At 72.2% G+C, this 19,787-nt stretch carries 15 protein-coding genes; 7 read left to right on the top strand and 8 right to left on the bottom strand.

Annotation, left to right across the window (positions count from 1 at the left end; genetic code table 11):
• Positions 1-3: 3 nt before the first annotated feature.
• Together ACT2CW_RS25425 and nuoN are read left to right on the top strand one after the other, a co-directional pair.
• On the top strand, positions 4-1,683 hold the full coding sequence (locus ACT2CW_RS25425) for an NADH-quinone oxidoreductase subunit M (protein WP_138914450.1): 1,680 nt from the start codon (positions 4-6) through the stop codon (positions 1,681-1,683).
• A complete protein-coding gene (nuoN, locus tag ACT2CW_RS25420; RefSeq protein ID WP_445518367.1) occupies positions 1,680-3,332 on the top strand; it encodes an NADH-quinone oxidoreductase subunit NuoN in 1,653 nt (550 codons plus the stop codon). Before ACT2CW_RS25425 ends, nuoN begins: the two co-directional genes overlap by 4 nt.
• Positions 3,333-4,350: 1,018 nt before the next feature.
• Here the strand turns inward: nuoN and ACT2CW_RS25415 are convergent.
• The 8 genes from ACT2CW_RS25415 to fahA form a co-directional block, all read right to left on the bottom strand.
• Positions 4,351-7,128 (bottom strand): fumarate reductase/succinate dehydrogenase flavoprotein subunit, encoded by a 2,778-nt coding sequence (locus ACT2CW_RS25415; RefSeq protein WP_445518366.1) that lies wholly within the window; start codon positions 7,126-7,128, stop codon positions 4,351-4,353.
• 86 nt (positions 7,129-7,214) lie between these two features.
• Positions 7,215-8,006, bottom strand: coding sequence for an ABC transporter ATP-binding protein (locus ACT2CW_RS25410; protein ID WP_445518365.1), 792 nt, complete (start codon positions 8,004-8,006; stop codon positions 7,215-7,217).
• Positions 8,003-8,914, bottom strand: a complete 912-nt coding sequence (locus ACT2CW_RS25405; RefSeq protein ID WP_445518364.1) for an ABC transporter permease — start codon at positions 8,912-8,914, stop codon at positions 8,003-8,005. The genes ACT2CW_RS25410 and ACT2CW_RS25405 overlap by 4 nt, the downstream gene beginning before the upstream one ends.
• Positions 8,911-10,269 (bottom strand): ABC transporter substrate-binding protein, encoded by a 1,359-nt coding sequence (locus ACT2CW_RS25400; protein ID WP_445518363.1) that lies wholly within the window; start codon positions 10,267-10,269, stop codon positions 8,911-8,913. Before ACT2CW_RS25400 ends, ACT2CW_RS25405 begins: the two co-directional genes overlap by 4 nt.
• 11 nt (positions 10,270-10,280) lie before the next feature.
• The gene (locus ACT2CW_RS25395; protein ID WP_014054080.1) at positions 10,281-10,508 is read right to left on the bottom strand and encodes a 4Fe-4S dicluster domain-containing protein; all 228 of its coding nucleotides are present in this window, start codon (positions 10,506-10,508) and stop codon (positions 10,281-10,283) included.
• A 51-nt stretch (positions 10,509-10,559) separates the two neighbouring features.
• A complete protein-coding gene (locus ACT2CW_RS25390; RefSeq protein WP_164434826.1) occupies positions 10,560-11,330 on the bottom strand; it encodes a GntR family transcriptional regulator in 771 nt (256 codons plus the stop codon).
• A gap of 228 nt (positions 11,331-11,558) precedes the next feature.
• Positions 11,559-12,056 carry a hypothetical protein gene (locus tag ACT2CW_RS25385; RefSeq protein WP_138914445.1) on the bottom strand — a complete coding sequence of 166 codons (498 nt, stop codon included), beginning with the start codon at positions 12,054-12,056 and terminating at the stop codon, positions 11,559-11,561.
• 60 nt (positions 12,057-12,116) lie between these two features.
• Positions 12,117-13,367 (bottom strand): fumarylacetoacetase, encoded by a 1,251-nt coding sequence (fahA, locus tag ACT2CW_RS25380; protein WP_414082239.1) that lies wholly within the window; start codon positions 13,365-13,367, stop codon positions 12,117-12,119.
• A 303-nt stretch (positions 13,368-13,670) separates the two neighbouring features.
• Here fahA and ACT2CW_RS25375 point away from each other — a divergent pair, with 303 nt between their 5' ends.
• The 5 genes from ACT2CW_RS25375 (at position 13,671) to ACT2CW_RS25355 (ending at position 19,758) form a co-directional block, all read left to right on the top strand.
• Positions 13,671-14,894 carry a carboxylate--amine ligase gene (locus ACT2CW_RS25375; RefSeq protein ID WP_445518415.1) on the top strand — a complete coding sequence of 408 codons (1,224 nt, stop codon included), beginning with the start codon at positions 13,671-13,673 and terminating at the stop codon, positions 14,892-14,894.
• Positions 14,895-15,188: 294 nt separating this feature from the next.
• Positions 15,189-16,199, top strand: a complete 1,011-nt coding sequence (locus ACT2CW_RS25370; protein ID WP_086886428.1) for a polyprenyl synthetase family protein — start codon at positions 15,189-15,191, stop codon at positions 16,197-16,199.
• 289 nt (positions 16,200-16,488) lie between these two features.
• Positions 16,489-17,736: a LolA family protein gene (locus ACT2CW_RS25365; RefSeq protein WP_445518362.1), complete on the top strand. Its 1,248-nt coding sequence runs from the start codon at positions 16,489-16,491 to the stop codon at positions 17,734-17,736.
• Between the two features lie 104 nt (positions 17,737-17,840).
• Entirely contained in the window at positions 17,841-18,824 is a 984-nt protein-coding gene (locus ACT2CW_RS25360) for an ABC transporter ATP-binding protein (protein ID WP_445518361.1), read from the top strand.
• The gene (locus tag ACT2CW_RS25355; protein WP_445518360.1) at positions 18,811-19,758 is read left to right on the top strand and encodes an ABC transporter permease; all 948 of its coding nucleotides are present in this window, start codon (positions 18,811-18,813) and stop codon (positions 19,756-19,758) included. Before ACT2CW_RS25360 ends, ACT2CW_RS25355 begins: the two co-directional genes overlap by 14 nt.
• Positions 19,759-19,787 lie beyond the last annotated feature (29 nt).

The raw sequence follows: 19,787 nt of genomic DNA, 5'->3' as shown, positions 1-19,787 counted from the left end.
GTCATGTCATTTCCCCTGCTGACGGCCACGGCCGTGGTCCCCGCGCTCGGCGCGGTGGCCACCGCCGCCGTGCCCGCCGCCCAGCGCGCCGCCGCCAAGTGGGTGGCGCTGGGCTTCTCCCTGGTCACCCTCGCCCTGGCGGCGGTCGTGCTGGTCCGCTTCGACCCCGGCGGCGCCCGCTTCCAGCTCACCGAGTCGCACGCCTGGATCAAGGACTTCGGCGTCCGCTACGAAGTGGGCGTGGACGGGATCGCGGTCGCGCTGATCGCGCTCACCGCCGTGCTCATCCCCTTCATCATCCTGGCGGGCTGGCATGACGCCGATCCGCTGGAAGGCGCCCGCCCCAACCGCCGCTGGCGGCCCACCCAGGGCTTCTTCGCGCTGATCCTGATGGTCGAGGCGATGGTGGTGATCTCCTTCGAGGCCACCGACGTCTTCCTCTTCTACATCTTCTTCGAGGCCATGCTGATCCCGATGTACTTCCTCATCGGGGGCTTCGGGGACCGGGCCGGGGGCCGCTCCGAGGAGGAGACGGCCACTCAGCGCTCGTACGCCGCGGTGAAGTTCCTGCTCTACAACCTGGCGGGCGGGCTGATCATGCTCGCCGCGGTGGTCGGTCTGTACGCGGTCACCGCCGATCAGCTCGGCACCGGCACCTTCTCGCTCCAGGAGATCGTCCAGGCGCGGGCGGGCGGCCATCTGGACATGGCGTCCAGCACCGAGCGGCTGCTCTTCCTCGGCTTCTTCTTCGCCTTCGCGGTGAAGGCGCCGCTGTGGCCGCTGCACACCTGGCTGCCCAACGCGATGGGGGAGTCCACCGCCCCGGTCGCCGTGCTGATCACCGCGGTGGTCGACAAGGTCGGCACCTTCGCGATGCTCCGCTTCTGCCTCCAGCTCTTCCCGGAGGCCAGCAAGTGGGCCACCCCGGCGATCATGATCCTGGCGCTCATCAGCATCATCTACGGGGCGCTGCTGGCGATCGGCCAGCGGGACATCAAGCGGCTGATCGCCTATGCCTCGATCTCCCACTTCGGCTTCATCATCCTGGGCATCTTCGCGATGACCACCCAGGGCCAGGGCGGCGCCACCCTCTACATGGTCAACCACGGCATCTCCACCGCCGCGCTGATGCTGGTGGCCGGGTTCCTGATCACCCGGCGCGGCTCCCGGCTTATCGCCGACTACGGCGGGGTGCAGAAGGTGGCCCCGGTGCTCGCCGGCACCTTCCTGATCGGCGGGCTCGCCACCCTCTCGCTGCCCGGGCTCGCGCCGTTCATCAGCGAATTCCTGGTCCTGGTCGGCACGTTCAGCCGCTATCCGGCGCTCGGCGTGATCGCGACCGTCGGAATAGTGCTGGCGGCGCTCTACGTCCTGATCCTCTACCAGCGCACCATGACCGGTCCGGTGAAGGCCGAGGTGCGGTCCATGCCCGATCTGCGGGTGCGTGAGCTGGTCGTGGTGGCCCCGCTCATCGCGCTGCTGATCTTCCTCGGGGTCTATCCGAAGCCGCTGGCCGACATCGTCAACCCGGCGGTCGACCACACGATGTCCGTGGTGGACAAGAAGGATCCCAAGCCCGATCACCCCGTGACCGATGCGGGCTGGTTCAGCTACAGCCCGATGCCCGAGGGCGCCAACCACGGCGGTGCCCCCCACGACGGTGCTTCCGGAGGTGCCAAGTGACCCACGCGGCCACTGTCCACAGCCTGTGGACAACAGCGGCGGCGGCGCCCGACAAGATCCCGTCGCCCGATATCGAGTACGGCCAGCTGTCGCCCACGCTGATCGTGCTCGGCGCCGCGATCGTCGGCGTCCTGATCGAGGCGTTCATTCCGCGCCGCCAGCGGTACATGGCGCAGCTGTTCGTCTCCGTGGTCGCCCTGGCCGCCGCCTTCGCCGCCGTGATCGGCCTCGCCGCCGGTGACTACGGCACCAGCAAGGCCCGGGTCGCGGCCATGGGCGCGATCGCGGTCGACGGACCCGCGCTCTTCCTCCAGGGGACCATTCTCCTGGTGGCGCTGGTGGCGGTGTTCACCTTCGCCGAGCGGCGGCTGGATCCGGTGGCGCACGGCAACCGCGTCGACTCCTTCGCGGCCCAGGCCGCCGCCGTGCCCGGCGGCGACGCCGAAAAGGCCGCCGTCAAGGCGGGGTTCACCACCACCGAGGTCTTTCCGCTGGTCCTCTTCGCGGTCGGCGGCATGATGGTCTTCCCGTCCGCCAACGATCTGCTGACGCTCTTCGTGGCGCTGGAGGTCTTCTCCCTGCCGCTGTACATCCTGTGCGCGCTGGCCCGGCGCCAGCGCGCGCTGTCGCAGGAGGCCGCGGTCAAGTACTTCCTGCTGGGCGCCTTCTCCTCGGCCTTCCTGCTCTTCGGCATCGCCCTGCTGTACGGCTACGCGGGCACGGTCTCCTACTCCGGGATCGCGGACGTCGTCGACGGCCAGGTCAGGAACGTCACCCCGGCGCTCGCCGGGACCATGGGCAATGACGCGCTGCTGCTGATCGGCGGGGCGATGGTGCTGATGGGGCTGCTGTTCAAGATCGGCGCCGTGCCGTTCCATATGTGGACCCCCGACGTCTACCAGGGCGCCCCGACCCCGGTGACCGGCTTCATGGCGGCGGCCACCAAGGTCGCGGCCTTCGGCGCGCTGCTGCGGCTGCTGTACGTCGTCCTGCCCGGGCTGCGCTGGGACTGGCGGCCGGTGATGTGGGGCGTCGCCATCGTCACCATGCTGGGCGGCGCGATCGTGGCCGTCACCCAGACCGATGTGAAGCGGCTGCTGGCGTACTCCTCGATCGCCCACGCCGGGTTCATCCTGGCCGGTGTCATCGCCACCACGCCCGACGGCATCTCCTCCGTCCTCTTCTACCTCGCCGCGTACTCCTTCGTGACCCTCGGCGCCTTCGCGGTGGTCACCCTGGTGCGGGACGCGGGCGGCGAGGCCACCCACCTGTCCAAGTGGGCCGGCCTCGGCCGCCGTTCGCCCCTGGTGGCCGCCGTCTTCGCGGTCTTCCTGCTGGCCTTCGCCGGTATCCCGCTGACCAGCGGCTTCGCCGGGAAGTTCGCGGTCTTCAAGGCGGCGGCCGATGGTGGGGCGGGGGCGCTGGTGGTGATCGGTGTGATCTCCTCGGCGGTCGCCGCGTTCTTCTACATCCGGGTGATCGTGCTGATGTTCTTCAGCGAGCCCCGCACGGACGGCCCGTCCGTGGCCGTGCCGTCCCCGCTGACCTCGTCGGCCATCGCGATCGGCGTGGCGGTCACGCTGGTCCTGGGCGTGGCCCCGCAGTACTTCTTGGACCTCGCGAGCCAGGCGGGAGTCTTCGTCCGCTAGCCCCCCACCCATCCGAACCCAAGGGGCTGAGCCCCCCTGACCCCCCGGCCGGGCCGGACACCAACACGGTGCCCGCGCCCGGCCGGAGCCATTCCCCACCCCGCCCCTTCCCGAACCAGGGGCTGCGCCCCTGGACCCCGCCTCGGTGGCGATAGCGCGAGGGCGTCCGGGCAGGGACGGTGGTGTCCCCTGCCTCGCCCCTGCCCGAACCGGGGGCTGCGCCCCTGGACCCCGTCCCGGTGGGGACATTGCGGCGGTGTCCGGGCAGCGGCGGAGGTGTCCCCTGCGTCGCCCTTCCCGGGCCGGGGGCTCTGTCCCTTGGTCCCGGCTGGGCAGGGGCACCGTGACGGTGTCTGCATCGGGGCGGAGGTATCCCCTACCCCGCCCCTTCCCGAACCGGGGGAGGCGCCCCCGGGCCTCGCGCCGGTAGGGCTAAGCGCTCCGCGGGAAGTGCCACGAGATGCCGTCGTGCGTCTGCGGCCGCATCGTGGCTGGTCGCGCCCACGCGGCGGAGCCGCACATCGACACGGCCCCGCGCCCCTTCGGGGCGCTGCCCGAACCGTAGCGGACTTCCTCCGACCTGCTTAGCGCGGCGGTGTCCGGGCAGGGGCGGAGGTGTCCCCTGCGTCGCCCTTCCCGGGTCGGGGGCTCTGTCCCTTGGTCCCGGCCGGGTAGGGGCATCGTGACGGTGTCCGGGCAGGGGCGGAGGTGTCCCCTGCCTTGCCCCTTTCCGAACTCAGGGAGCTGCGCCGCCTGGACCCCGCCCCCCGGCAGGGACACCGTGATGGTGTGCGTGCCGGGGCGGGACCGCGTTGTGGGTGCCCCTTTCCGAATCTGGGGGCTGCGGCCCCTGGCCCCGCCCCGGTGGGGGTGCAGGTCCCGGGGCGGGGGTGCGTAATTCCAGCCCCTCCGGCGATTGAGGAGCGGGGTTCGGGGCGGAGCCCCGGCGGGGGCCGGGGGCGGAGCCCTCGGTTTCGGGGAGGGGCGGGGTGGGGCAAGCCCGCCGCAGGCGTCGACTCTAGGCCGTCGCCTTGGCCGCGTACGCCCGGACATCCGCGTCCGGATCGGAGCGAACCGAGGCCAGGGCCTCCCGAGCGGCCGGTTCCCGCTCCGCCAGGGGCAACAGCGCCAAGACCGCCGCCTTGCGGACATCCGCGTGCGGATCGCCCAGCGCACGGGCCAGCGCCGGAACGCCAACCCCCGGCGCCGCCGCGGACAGCGCCGTCGCCGCCCCCTTCCGCACCTGCCAGGCCGCATCACCCAACGCCGCCACCGCCTCGGCATCCAGCGGCGCCGGACACCCCGCCGAGGCCAGGGCCTCCAGGGCGGCGGCCCGGACCAGGACGTCCGGGTCCCGCAGCAGCGGCTCGAGCAGCCGCCGGGCCTCCGCCGCCCGCCCGCCGGCAGCCAGCGTCCCCAGCGCCCCCGCCGTCGCCACCCTCACCTCACGCGACGCGTCCACCGCCCCCGGCTCCAGCGCGCTGAGCGCGTCCACCGACACCAGCCCCCGTACGGCCTGGATGCGGACCCCGACCGCCGCATCCGCCGCATCCGCCGCATCGCCCGTCAGCGCCCGCGCGAACAGTTCCGCGTCGCCGAGGCCCAGCGCGCGCAGGACGTCGAGCGCCGCGGCCCGCACCACCGGATCGGCCACGGCCAGCCCATGGACCAGGGGTTCGCGCAGCGCGGGCTCCGGGGGCAGCACCTCGACCAGTTCCCGCAGCGAGGCCGCGGCATCGGCGCGTACGCCGGCGTCCGCGTCGGCCAGGGCCGCCGCGAGGGCCGGGCCGGTGCCCGGTGGCGCGGTCTCGGTCAGCGCGGCGACGGCGGCCCGCCGCACCGCCGGGTCGGAGTCGGCCAGATAGGGCCGGAGCGCGGCGAGTTCGGGCTGCTCCTCGGCGAGGGCGAGCAGTTCGAGGATGCGCGGCGAGGCGGAAGAGACGGCCGTACGGGCGGCCGAGACGCCCGTGACCTCGCTACGGCCACGGCCCTCATCCACCCGCGGCGCACTCTCCCGCGGCCCCGCCGTGGCCACCTGCTCCGGCCGCACCTCCCCGAGCGGACGGGACGGCCCACCCGTAGGCGCGTACTCCGCCACCGGGACGAGATACGGGGCGACGGGACGCGCGGTGAACTCCATCGCCCCCGACGCCGACTTGCGCAAGTCCAGATGGTGCAGCCAGCCCTCGTCGTCGCGCAGCGGATGGTCGGTCCGCTCGTGGTAGAGCCCCCACCGGCTCTCCGTCCTGGCCAGCGAGGAGCGCGCGGCCATCTCCGCGCAGTCGCGGATGAAACTCACCTCGGCGCAGCGCATCAGCTCATGCGGCGTATGGGCCCCCATCGCCGCGATGTCCCCGCGCATCCGCTCGAACGCCTCGATGGCGAGCGACAGCCGGGCGCCGCTCTTGGGCGGCGCCACATAGTCGTTGACCAGGCGCCGGAGCTTGTACTCGACCTGCGGCTGCGGCGGCCCCCCGGGGTTCCGCAGCGGGGCGTAGATCAGCTCATGCGCCTCGGCGAGCTGATCCGGGGGCAGTTCGCCCCGGTACGCCGTCTGGCGGGAGGCGTCCTCGCCCGCCAGATCGCCGAAGACAAAGGCTCCGATCATGTAGTTGTGCGGTACGCAGGCCAGGTCACCGGCCGCGTACAGCCCGGGGACTGTGGTCCGGGCGTGGGCGTCGACCCGTACCCCCGAGGCCGAGTGGCCGCCGCACAGCCCGATCTCGGAGATGTGCATCTCGACGTCATGGGTGCGGTAGTCATGGCCGCGCCCCGCGTGGAAGGTGGCGCGGGTGGGGCGTTCGGTGGAGTGCAGGATGGACTCCAGCGCGGCCACCGACTCCTCCGGCAGATGGCTGAGCTTGAGGTAGACCGGGCCGCGCTCGCTCGCCACCTCCGCCGCGAACTCCGACATCATCTGCCCCGACCAGTAGTCGGAGTCGACGAACCGTTCACCGTGCCGGTTGACCTGGTAGCCGCCGAAGGGATTGGCGACATAGGCGCAGGCCGGGCCGTTGTAGTCCTTGATCAGCGGATTGATCTGGAAGCATTCGATCCCGGTCAGCTCGGCGCCCGCGTGATACGCCATGGCGTAGCCGTCGCCCGCGTTGGTGGGGTTCTCGTACGTGCCGTAGAGATAGCCGCTCGCGGGCAGGCCGAGCCGCCCGCAGGCGCCGGTGGCCAGGATCACCGCCCCGGCGCGTACGGTGACGAAGTGGCCGGTGCGGGTGTGGAATCCGGCGGCGCCGACGGCCCGGCCGCCCGCGGTGAGCACCCGGACCGGCATCACCCGGTTCTCGATGCGGATCCGCTCGCGCATCTCGCGCCGCCGCAACTGCCGGTACAGGACCTTCTTGACGTCCTTGCCCTCGGGCATCGGCAGTACGTACGAGCCGGAGCGGTGCACCTGGCGGACCGCGTACTCGCCGTGCTCGTCCTTCTCGAACTTCACCCCGTACCGCTCCAGCCGCTTGACCATGGCGAAGCCGCGGGTGGCGGTCTGGCGCACGGTGGACTGGTCGACGATGCCGTCGTTGGCGCGGGTGATCTCAGCCACGTAGTCGTCGGGTTCGGCCCGGCCGGGGATGACGGCGTTGTTGACGCCGTCCATGCCCATGGCGAGCGCGCCCGAGTGGCGGACATGCGCCTTTTCGAGGAGGAGGACGGAGGAGCCGTGCTCGGCGGCGGTGAGCGCCGCCATGGTGCCGGCCGTGCCGCCGCCGATGACGAGGACGTCGCAGGTCAGCTCCTCGGCCGCGGCGAGGGCGGGGATCTCCACGGCCGCGGCGTCCGCCATGTGCTCCGGACGCTCCCTGTTCTCCGGGCGCGCACCGCGCTCCGGACGCTCCCTGTGCTCCCTTTTGTTCACGCCAGTTGGGCCTTTCACATGCCGAGGGATTCGAGGACCTGACGGCGCAGCGCGACGGTCGCCGCGGCGTCATGGGCGGCGCGCTCGCGCGGATGCGGGATGTCCAGCACCCGGCCGCCGCCCCCCGCGCCGCCCAGCAGCGCCACCCGGTCGCCGAGGAACAGCGCCTCGTCCACGTCGTGGGTGACGAAGACGACGGTGGCGCGGGTGCCCTGGAGCACCTCGACCAGCAGCCGCTGCATCCCGGCCCGGGTCTGTGCGTCGAGCGCGCCGAACGGCTCGTCCATGAGGACGGCGCGCGGCTCGCCGACGAGCGCCCGGGCGAGCTGCGCGCGCTGCCGCTGGCCGCCCGAGACCCGGTGCGGCAGCCGCCCGCTGTGCTCGGCCAGCCCGACGCGCTCCAGCCACGCCTCGGCCCGGCCGCGGCGCTCGGCGCGCGGTACGCCCCGTATGGCGAGCGGGAGTTCGACGTTGGCGCGGAGGGTGCGCCAGGGCAGCAGCGCGTCCTCCTGGAAGATCAGCGCCCGGTCGGCGTGCGGCCGGGTGATCGCGGTGCCGTCCTGGGTGACCCGCCCGCCGAGGGCCGGCAGCAGCCCGGCGAGGGTGCGCAGCAGGGTGGATTTGCCGCATCCGGACGGGCCGACGACCGTAAGGATGTCACCGGGCGCGACGTCCAGGTCGAGTCCGTGGAGGACGGGTGCGCCGGGGCGGCCGAGGGCGGCGTCCTCCAGGCGCAGCCGTACGCCCGGCGGGGCGGCTTCGGCGGTCGGCGCGGCCGGGGTGGTGGTGACGTCGGATGTGCTCACGGGGTGGCTGCCTCCTTGCGCGCGGGCGCCGGCCGGCCCGTGGTCTCCGTACGGTCCGTACGGGGCAGCCATCGGGTCAGCCGCCGTCCGGCCAGCTCGACCGCCGTGGAGGTGAGCCAGCCGAGCACGCCGATCGTGGCCATGCCGACGAAGACACCCGGGTAGTCGACGATCGTGTAGTCCTGCCAGGTGCGATAGCCGACCCCGTAGGCCCCGGAGATCATCTCGGCGGAGATCACACAGATCCATGAGACGCCGATGCCGACGGAGAGTCCGCCGAGGATCCCGGGCAGCGCCCCGGGGAGGACGACGGACACCAGGACGCGTCCGCGCCCGCCGCCCATGGTCAGCACCGCCTCCTCCCAGACGGGGGTCAGCGCGCGGACCGCGTGCCGGGTGCTCACCATGACCGGGAAGAAGGCGGCGGTGAAGGTGATGAAGACGATCCCCTGCTCATTGCTGGGGAACATCAGGATCGCCACCGGTACCAGCGCGATGGCCGGGATCGGGCGGCACACCTCGAGGACGGGGCCGAGCAGATCGGATACGAGGGGGGAGCGGGCGATGGCGGTGCCGACCGCCACGCCCACGACGGCGGCCAGCGCGAACCCGGTGAGGATGCGGCTGAGCGAGTCGGTCAGGTCCTGCCAGTAGGCGCCGGTGCCGAGGCGGTCGGCGAACTCCTGGACCACATCGGTGGCGGACGGGAACTGCGCGAAACGCAGCCACAGGTTGACGTCGAGGGCGGTGAGCGACTGCCACAGGCCGAGCGCGGCCAGCAGCGACGCGGCGCGCAGGGCGTAGCGGACCCAGGGGCGGCGCCGAAGCGGCCGGGGCGCGGTGGCACCCCGGGTTCCGGGGGCTGCCGGGGCCGGGCGGGGCCGTACGGACGAGGTGGGTGCGCTCATCGGGCCGCCGCCAGGGCCGCGGAATAACTGACGGTACGGGCGCCGGGGTGGCCGGCGATCCAGCCGCGGGCGTTGTCCGGGGTGACGAAGGCCCGCAACTCGTGGCCGTCGCGGACCCAGATCGCCCGGTCCGCGAACCACCGGGTGCCGGTGGCCGCGTCCGGCACGTAGGCGGCCCGGACGCGGTCGCGGTGGCTTCCGGCGAAGCGCAGCAGCTCGGTGGGGGTGGCGAAGGTGCGGAGCCGGTTCTCGCCCTTGAGCCAGAGCTGGTTCGGGGAAGCGGGCGGGGTGGCGCGCAGCGCCTTGGCGTAGGCGTCCGCGCTTCCGTACGCCCGTTTGAGATAGCGGTCGTCGACAAAGGACGATACGTGGACCGGGCCGACCAGTTTGGCGTCACGCAGCACCGGGACGTCCTTCTCGAGCGCGGCGGTCAGCCGTGGCTTGAGGGTCGGGTCGAAGGTCGCGATGCCGCCGGTGCCGTTGTAGAGATAGACCACTTCGGGCGGCAGCCCGGTCGCGGTGGCGACCTTACGGGCGGCGTCGAGCGGATGGGCGCGCAGATAGCGGGTGGCGTCGATCTGGGCGGCGAGGAACGCCTGGACGACGGCCGGGCGCTCGTCCGCGAACGCCTTGCGCGTGGTGACCCCGTGGAAGGTGGGGAAGTTCAGCCGGGCGCCGTCGTACAGCGCCTTGGTCTTGCCCTGGAAGGCGAGCAGCCCCGGCCAGGCCACGAACTGCGAGAGGGCGTCCGCGCTGCCCGCCTCCAGGGCCGAGGCGCCCACGGCGGGCTGCTGGTTGAGCTTGTGGATGCCGCCCTCGGGGTCGATGCCCGCCTGTCGCAGGGCGCGCACGAGCGTGCCGTCCGCGGCGGAGCCGACGCTGGTGGAGACGTTCTTGCCGCGCAGCCCGGACAGGTTGCGCAGCTTGGAGCCGGGCGCGGTGAGGACCGTATTGAGGCCGCCGCGCAGGTTGTAGCCGGTGACGGAGACGAGGCGGGTCGGCGCGTTCAGCTGGGCGCCGCGACCGGAGTTGATCAGGAGCGGGAAGTCGCCCATCGAGCCGATGTCGACCTTCCCGGCGACCATCTGCGCGGTGATGGGCGCTCCGGTGGCGTAGTCCTGCCACTTCACCTTGTACGTATGGCCGTCGCGGCGGCCCAGGGCGCGCAGCTCGCGTTCGAAGGCGCCGAGCGTGCGCAGCAGGGTGCCCGCGGTCACGGTGTTGATGGTCTTGGACTGGTAGCCGACGGTGACGGTCACGGTCTTGCCGTCCGCGTCCGCGTTGCCGCCGCAGCCGGTCAGGGACAGCAGCAGGGCGCCGGCGGCGAGGGCCGACGGAAGGGGCGTGCGCTGCATCGAGGGGCCTTTCACCTCAGGAGATAGGGCATGTTGACCGTGACCGCGCCGGTGGGACAGCGGGCGGCGCACGGGCCGCAGTACCAGCACTCGTCGACGTGCATGTACGCCTTACCGCTGTCGGGGTGGATCGCGAGGGAGTCGAGGGGGCACATGTCCACGCACAGGGTGCAGCCGTCGATGCACTTGGACTCGTCGATCGTCACCGGCACATCGGCACGTTGGGGCGCCAGAGGCATGGCTGTCTCCAGGGAAGGGCGTGAAGGGGCGGAGGGTGTGGTGGGTGGGTCTCAGGCGGTGCGGCGCAACTGGCCGCTCATGGTGATCCGGTCGCCGCGGAACCGGATGAACTCCAGGTCCACCGGGCGTCCATCGCACAGATGGGTGAGCCGCTCCAGCATCAGGACCGCCGCACCGCGCGGGGCCTGGAGGACGGCGGCCGAGTGGGCGTCGGCGTTGACGGCCTCGAGGGTGATCTCGGCGGTGCCCAGGGGCTGTCCGGTGATCTTCTCGATCAGCCGGAAGACATCGGTGTTCTCCAGGTCGGCGCCGATGAGGTCGGCGCCGATGTCCATGGGGAGGTAGGTGAGATCGAGGGAGAGCGGGAGTCCGCCGAGCCGCCGCAGCCGCTCGACGTAGAGGACATCGGAGCGGGCGGGGACGCCCAGCCGGTCCGCGACGCAGGCGGGCGCGGGGACGGGGCCGACGGTGCGCACCTCATTGGTGACCCGGCCGTGCTCGTGGAGGGTCTCGGCCAGGCCCATCAGCCGGTCCAGGCCGTGCGGGTACTTCTCCGCGACCACGACCGTGCCCACCCCGGGCTGCCGTTCCACCAGCCGCTCGGAGCGCAGCAGGTCGAGCGCCTGGCGCACGGTGTTGCGGGTGGCGCCGTAGTCCTGGCCGAGCGCGTCCTCCAGGGGGAGCACGCCCCCGGGGAAGCCGCCGGTGAGGATCTGGTGGCGGAGCAGGTCGGCGAGTTGCCGTGCCCGGTCGGCACGGAGCCGGCGGCGGCGCGCGGCGGCGACCGGCGGGGCGTGCTCGCGGGGGCGTTCGGCTGGCATCGGCCGGCTCCGGGGGTTTGCTGGTCGGCGGGGTCGTATCGGGACCATACCGACGGGCTCGGGCCGATGGTGTTGCCGAAGTATTGCGCCACCTGACGGCGGCTTCCCTACCGCTTCTGCCTGCGGTTTCATGTCCGCGGCGGCAAGATCTGCCACTGTGCGCGGCGGGCCCCCGGCGCGTCTGCGCGCCAGGGGCCCGGGGTGCCGGAGGGGGTCCGGCGCCGTGGTTCAGCCGGTCGGGAGGTCGGTCGGCACATCGGTCGGGAGGCCCGAGGGCAGCGACGTCGGCATGCCCGAGGGGAGGTCGCCGGGCGAGGTCGCCTTGATGAAGGTGTCATTCTTGGCGAGCGCGTCCCAGTCGACCGTGAGGGTCTTGCCGTCCGCGCTCGCGGTGACCTTGCCCGCGCTGCGGTCGGTGTTTCCGTCGGCGCACTTGAGCATGAGCATCTTCCCGCCCATGTCGGCGTACTCGCCGTTGCAGATGTGCTTGTCGGCCATCAGAACGGCCTTCTTGCCGCTGATGGACAGGATGGCGGCCCCGTCACCGGCCTTCGCCACATAGGTGCCGGAGACCTTCGTGTCCGCGCCCCCCTCCGCCGGGGCGCTCGACGCGGAGGAGGGGTCCTTGGAGGTGTCCTTCTTGTCGTCGCCACCGTCGCTGCCGCATGCGGACAGCAGCAGGGCGGCCGCCGCCACCGAGCCGGCGATGCTCACTGCCTTCTTCACGTGCTTCTCCTCGGTCGTCCGGGATCATCAGGGCAGGAGCACGACAACGTAGCAGCCGCGTCAGGGCGTGGCGGGGACGACCTGGCCGGTCACCTCGCCCAGGCCGATACGGGTCCCCTGCGGGCCCGGCGCCCAGGCCGTGACGGTCACCTCGTCGCCGTCCTCCAGGAAGGTCCGGGTGCCGTCGGGGAGCCGCAGGGGTTCGCGGCCGCCCCAGGTGAGTTCGAGGAGACAGCCGAGCTCGTCCGGGCGCGGACCGCTGACCGTGCCGGAGGCGAAGAGGTCGCCGGTGCGCAGCGAGGCGCCGTTCACCGTCAGATGGGCGAGCTGCTGGGCCGGGGTCCAGTACATGGCGGAGAAGGGCGGGCGGGAGATCGTGTGGCCGTTGAGGGCGACCTCCAGGCGCAGATCGAGCCCGCCGGGCCCGGTGGCGCTGTCGTCCAGGTAGGGGAGGGGCGGGACATCACGGGCGGGAGGGCTGGTACGGGCCGCTGCGAGGGCGTCCAGCGGGGTGACCCAGGCGGCGAGGGAGGTGGCGAAGGACTTGCCGAGGAAGGGGCCGAGCGGACGGTACTCCCACGCCTGGATGTCGCGCGCGGACCAGTCGTTGAGCAGACAGACACCGAAGACGTGGTCATGGAACCCGGAGAGCGGCACCGGTGTATTCACAGTGGAAGGGGCGCCGACGACGAAGGCCACCTCCGCTTCGAAGTCGAGGCGCAGGGAGGGGCCGAAGACCGGAGTGGGGGAGGAAGCGTGTGGTGCGGAGGTATCGGCCGGGGGCAGATGCTGGCCCTGCGGGCGGACGACGGGCGTGCCCGAGACGAGGATGGTGCCGGCCCGGCCGTGGTAGCCGATCGGCATGTGTTTCCAGTTGGGGGTGAGCGCCTCGCCGTCGGGGCGGAAGATCCTGCCCGTGTTGGTGGCGTGGTGCTCGCTCGCGTAGAAGTCGGCGTAGTCGGCCACCTCGAAGGGGAGATGGAGCGCCACGGTGGGGAGGGGATGCATCAGGGGCTCGATGGTCGAGCGGTGCGCCGGGTCGGTGAGCCAGTCGAGCACCTCGGCGCGCACGGCCTGCCAGACCGGGCGGCCCGCGGCCATCAGCGGGTTGAGGGTGTCGGCGCCCAGCGGCTCGGCGTGCGGGGAGGCGGTGGCGGCCGCGGCGGCGCCCACGTCCAGCACATGGTTTCCGTAGCGCACCCCGATTTTCCGCAGATGAGGAGCGTGCGGCGCGGTGAAGACGCCATAGGGGAGGTTGTGCGGGCCGAAGGGGTCGCCTTCGGGCAGGTCCAGCGGGGATCGCTGCGGCATCGGGGCTGCCTCGCCTTCTCCTCGTCACTGTGGGACGCAGCACACCCTAAGGCGCGGGGAGCGCGGAGAAGGCCCAGGGCGATGCCGGTGGCCAGGGCGGCGCCGATGGCCGGGCGCGGGCGATGCGGGAGGCCGGGGACAAGGAGGATGACACAGTGTCGGCTAGCCCCTAAAGAGATGGCAATGTCCGGAAAATCCTTGCTGGAGGCGGCGATTCCGAAGTAGCGTCCTTCATCAGGGTCACGCACAGTGGGGGGGCCACTGCGCTGCGGTGACCAAGGGGGACTCGTGGCGAGCAGTGCCATGCCGTTCGCGGTGGACCGTTCCGTGCCCGCTCTCATCGTGAAGATCGGCCTCTATCCGCTGCATCACGGCGGCGTCGGAGCCATCCGGTCCTTGGGGCGGCTCGGTGTCCCCATATACGCGGTCACCGAGGACCGTTGGACCCCGGCGGCGCTCTCGCGCTATCTGAGGAGGGCCTTCGTCTGGCCGACCACCGGCGAGGAGCGGCCGGAGCGGCTGGTCGAGGGGCTGCTGCGGATGGGGCGGGCGATCGGCCGGCCGACGGTGCTGCTGCCCACCGACGAGGAGGCGGCGGTGCTGATCGCCGAGCACGCGGACCGGCTCGCCGGGGAGGGCCGCTTCCTCTTCCCGCGCGCCGAGCCCGAGTTGCCCAGACGGTTGGCGAGCAAGCGGGGGCTGCACGAGCTGTGCGTCAAGCACGGGGTGCCCACGCCCGAGGGCGTCTTCCCGGACACCTACGCCGATGTCAAGGCGTTCGCGGCCGGCGCCCGGTTTCCGGTGGTCGCCAAGAACCGGGAGGCGTTCGAGCGGCGGAGGAAGCCCGCGGTGTGCGGCGCCACGCGGATCGAGGGCCCCCGGGAGCTGATGGAGCTGGCGCGGCGGTGGGGGCCGCGGCCGGGGGTGGTCTTTCAGGAGTATCTGCCGAGAGAGGAGGCCGAGGACTGGATCGTGCACGCGTACTTCGACGCCCGGAGCACACCGCTGGCGATGTTCACCGGGGTCAAGGTGCGGTCCTGGCCGCCGCACGCGGGCATGACGGCGTGCGCCTATGTGGTGGAGAACGAGGAACTGGCGCGGATGGCGGCCCGGTTCGTCCAGCGGATCGGCTTCAGCGGGATCGTCGATCTGGACTGGCGCTTCGACCGGCGTGACGGACGGTACAAGCTGCTGGGCTTCAATCCGCGGATGGGCGCCCAGTTCCGGCTCTTCGAGAACGCGGCGCGGATCGATGTCGTACGGGCCCAGCATCTCGATCTGACCGGACGCGCGGTCCCCGGGGCCGCGCAGCGCCCGGCCCGGCGGTTCCTGGCCGAGAACATCGACCTGCCCGCGCTGGTCGCCTACCGCCGCAGTGGTTACACCACCCCGCACGCCCCGGCGCGGGCGAGCGGGACCGAGCTGGCCTGGGCCGCGCGGGACGACATGAGGCCGTTCTTCACCATGCTGGCCCGCTCGCTGCGGCCCGGCGCGGCAGAGCTGTACCGGCGGTGGCGCGCCAGGTGAGCGCGACACCTTGGGGGGATTCATGGACGATCCGGTAGCGGTCGTCGGCGCCGGGGCCCCTGGCTCGACGCCGGGTACGGCCGATCGGGGTCCGGTCGGGCGTCCGGGGCGTGAATGATCTGCTGCGATCGCGGTACTGCGATGTGAAGCGGTCGGGTTCGGGAGAGATCGGTGAGAGGCGCACAAGGCGGGAAGGCGCCAACAGTGATCGATACCCGACCGGATACGCTGCCTGTTGGTGGAGGCAGCGACACATCGACATTCGCGTCATTCGTAGGCAGACAGGAGTACCCCGTGAGCTTCGTCGGGCCCTTGGGGCTGAGCGTGCGGGACCGGACTCTGGAAGCCGACACCCAGGCCGGGCTGACGGCGGTCGAAGAGGGCCTGCTGGAGGCCACGAAGAGCGATGTGCCCTTCATCACGGAGGCCGCCCAGCATCTGGTGCGGGCCGGGGGGAAGCGGTTCCGGCCCCTGCTGGTGCTGCTGGCCGCCCAGTTCGGTGACCCCCACGCGCCCGGAGTGGTGCCCTCGGCCGTGGTCGTCGAGCTCACCCATCTGGCGACGTTGTACCACGACGATGTGATGGACGAGGCGGATGTGCGGCGCGGCGTCTCCAGCGCCAACGCCCGCTGGGGCAACTCGGTGGCCGTCCTCACCGGCGACTTCCTCTTCGCCCGGGCCTCGCACATCCTGGCCGACCTGGGCCCCGAGGCGGTGCGGATCCAGGCCGAGGCGTTCGAGCGGCTGGTCACCGGCCAGATCCTGGAGACGGCGGGCCCCCGCGACGGCCGTGACCCGGTCGAGCACTACCTGGATGTGCTGGCCGGCAAGACGGGCTCGCTGATCGCCGTCTCGGGCCGGTTCGGCGCGATGATGTCGGGCGCCGACGAGAGCATCGTCAGCATCCTCACCCAGTACGGCGAGCGGCTCGGCATGGCCTTCCAGCTCGCCGACGACGTGCTGGACATCGCCAGCGACAGCCATGAGTCCGGTAAGACCCCCGGCACCGATCTGCGCGAGGGCGTGGCCACCCTGCCCGTGCTCTATGTGCGGGAGCAGGCCGGGGCGACCGGCTCGGCCGAGGACCGCGAGCTGTGCGAGTTGCTCGCGGGCGATCTCACCGATGACGCGCGCCATGCCGAGGTCCTGCGGCGGCTGCGCGCCCATCCGGCGCTGGAGCGGGCCCGCCGGGTCACGGTCCGCTATGCGGCGGAGGCCCGTTCGATGCTGGCGCCGCTGCCCGAGGGCCCGGCGAAGGCGGCCCTGGAGGGGCTGTGCGACGCGGTGGTCCACCGGGCCGGGTGACCCCGCGCCACCGGGCCGGGTGACCCCGCGCCACCGGGCCGGGGCACCCCGCGCCACCGGGCCGGGTGATCCCACCAGACGCCCCATCCACCCCGACCGGCCCCTGACTCCCGGTGGAGCGGCGTCATACCCGAGCATTACGCCGAGGTGATCCTGCGGGCTGACGCGCCACGTCGAACGATTTGGTGGGATGAAAAGACCACCACATGGCGGGATCGGGTGACAATGGCCCGAGAGGTGGACGAGTGCAAGCTGACGAACCGCCGCCGACGACGGAGGTAGAGCACACATGGCACGGATCCGACCGACACAGGTCGCCGACGACGGCTTCTGGGATGAAGAGCGGCCATCACGAGGGAAGAAGGCCGCCCGGTACGCCGCCCCGGTCGCTGTCGCGGGCATCGCGGCCGCGACCATAGGACTGGTCCCGGCGCTCGCCAGCACCGGCGACCCCAACCTGCCGAAGATCTCGGCGCAAGAGCTCATCAGCAAGATGGCGGCATCGGACGCCCAGCAGATGTCCGGTTCGGTGAAGATCACCACCGATCTGGGCATCCCCTCGCTCCCCGGCGGCGGCTCCATCGCCGACCTCGGCGGCGCGCAGGGCGGCGGCGACGCGTCCGCCGCGCCCGAGTCCAAGCTGATGGAGCTGATCTCCGGCTCCCACACCCTGCGGGTGGCCTCCGACGGCCCCGACAAGCAGCGGGTGTCGATCGTCGAGAACGCCGCCGAGTACAGCATGATCCACAACGGCGACGAGATCTGGGCGTACGACAGCGGGAGCAACTCCGCCTACCACGCCACCGCCCCGAAGGACGCGAAGGCCAAGGGCGACCACCGGCGGGAGGTGCCGAAGGACCTGCGGGACGTCACGCCCCAGGAGATGGCCAAGACGCTGCTCTCCTCCGTGGACGACACCACCGATGTGACCGTCGACGGCACCTCCCGGGTCGCCGGGCGGGACGCGTACGACCTGCTGATCAAGCCCAAGCAGAACAGCGACTCCACGATCGGGTCCGTCCGTATCGCGGTGGACGCGGACAACGGTGTCCCGCTGAAGTTCACGCTCTCCCCGAAGAGCGGTGGCAAGGCGATCGTCGACGTGGGCTTCACCGACGTGGACTTCGGCAAGCCCAAGGCGAGCACCTTCGATTTCACGCCGCCCAAGGGCGCCAAGGTCACCGAGGAGCCCAAGGCCGACCGTAAGAACGCCCCGAAGGACTTCGGCGGCAAGGACTTCAAGGACGCCCAGAGCGCCCTGTCCGGGCTGAAGGTCGTCGGCGAGGGCTGGGACTCGGTCGCCAGGCTCGACACCCCCGGCGGCGCCGCGGCGTCCGAGACGCCCGGCGGCGACAGCGGCCCGGGCGCGGCCTCCGGCCTCCTCGGCGGCTTCGGCAAGGAGGTCAAGGGGAAGTTCGGCTCGGGCACCGTGATCAGCACCCGGCTGGTGAACGCGCTGCTCACCGACGACGGCAAGGTGTTCGTCGGCGCGGTCGACAAGGACGCCCTGGTCAAGGCCGCCAACGCGGCCAGGTGAGCACACCGGGCTCGTAAGGCGCGGTGACGGACGACGTGACGTAGGGCGCGGATACGACGCGGAACACGTAGGGCGCGGATACGACGCAGAACGAAGGGGAGCCCGTGGAGCAGCGGTCCACCGAGGGGGACGACGCCGCGGTGGAGACCCGCGGGCTCACCAAGCGCTACCGGGGCGGGCAGCTCGCGGTCGACGCACTCGATCTGTCCGTGCCGCGCGGCAGTGTCTTCGGCTTCCTCGGGCCCAATGGCTCGGGGAAGACGACGACCATCCGCATGCTCATGGGCCTGATCGAGCCCACCTCGGGCAGCGCCAGGCTGCTCGGCGAGCCGATGCCGCGCGCCGCCAGGAGCGTGCTGCCCAGGGTGGGCGCCCTCATCGAGGGCCCCGCCCTGTACCCCTTTCTGACCTGCCGCGACAATCTGCTGCGCTACGACGCGGCCGACCCCACCGCCGACCCCCGCACCCGCGCCCCCCGCGTGGCGGCCGCCCTGGACCGGGTCGGGCTGGCCGCCGCCGCCGGGAAGAAGGCCCGCGCGTACTCGCTCGGCATGAAGCAGCGCCTGGGCCTGGCCGCCGCGCTGCTCCAGCCGCGTGAGCTGCTGGTGCTGGACGAGCCGACCAACGGCCTCGATCCGCAGGGCATGCGCGAGATCCGCGCCCTGGTGCGCGCGCTGGCCGAGGAGGGCACCACCGTCTTCCTCTCCTCCCATCTCCTCGACGAGATCGAACAGGTGTGCACGCATGCCGCCGTGATGGCCCAGGGCCGGCTGATCGCCCAGGGCACGGTGGCCGAGCTGGCGGCGGGCAGCCGCGGTCGGCTGGCCGTCACCACCCCGGACCCGGTGGACGCGGTCCGGGTGCTCAAGGAGCACGGGGTGACGGATCTGGTGGTCCTGGACGAGCGGGTCTCCGGCGAGCTGCCGGTGCCCGGCCCCGGCCTGGACGACGCACCGCTGGAGCTGGCCGATCTCAACGCCGCCCTCGTACGCGCCGGGGTGCGGGTCCGGTCCTTCGGGGCCGAACGCGCCTCGCTCGAGGACGCCTTTGTCGCGCTGACCGGGGAGGGCTTCGATGTCGCGGGCTGACGAGACGAGGGTGGCCGACACCGGCGTACCCAAGACCGCCCACACCGACGCACCGGCCGGGCGGGCCGCGCACCCGTCCCGACCGAGCCCCCTGTGGGCCCTGGCGCTCTTCCGCTCCGAGCTGACCGTCACCCTCCGCCGCTGGCGGACCCTGGTGCTGCTCGGAGTGCTCGCGCTGATCCCGATCCTCATCGGCATCGCGGTGAAGATCGAGACCAGTGACGGCGGCAGCTTCGGCGGGGGCCGTGGGGGAGAGGGGGAGGGCCCTGCCTTCTTCCCGCAGATCACCAACAACGGGATCTTCCTGGTCTTCGCGTCACTGGCGGCGACGCTGCCGGTCTTCCTGCCGATGGTGATCGGCGTGATCGCCGGTGACGCCATCGCCGGTGAGGCGGGCTCCGGGACGCTGCGCTATCTGCTGGTCGCCCCCGCCGGACGGACCCGTCTGCTGCTGGCCAAGTTCACCACCACCATGGCCTTCTGCCTGATCGCGACCCTGGTGGTGGCCCTCTCGAGCCTGGTGACGGGGGCGCTGCTGTTCCCGCTCGGCGATGTCACGCTGATCTCGGGCATCACCGTCTCGTTCGACGAAGCGCTGCTCAGAGCGCTCGGCGTGGCCGCCCTGGTGGCCCTGTCGCTGGTGGGGATCGCCACGGTGGGGCTGTTCATCTCCACCCTCACCAACAGCGGGATCGCGGCCATGGCCACGACGGTGGGGCTGGTGGTCACCACGCAGATCCTCGACACCATCCCGCAGCTGCACGCGATCCACCCGTATCTCTTCCCGCACTACTGGCTCAGCTTCGCCGATCTCCTCCGCGAGCCGGTCTACTGGGACGAGTTGATCAAGAACCTGGGGCTACAGGGGCTGTACGTGGCCGTGTTCGGCTCGGCGGCCTGGGCCCGGTTCACCGCGAAGGACATAACGGCCTGAGCGGCCGAAGCGGCCTGAGCCGGCGGAGC

This window comes from Streptomyces sp. NEAU-174 (assembly GCF_052665095.1).
This window is presented reverse-complemented; position numbering and strand designations above follow the sequence as displayed.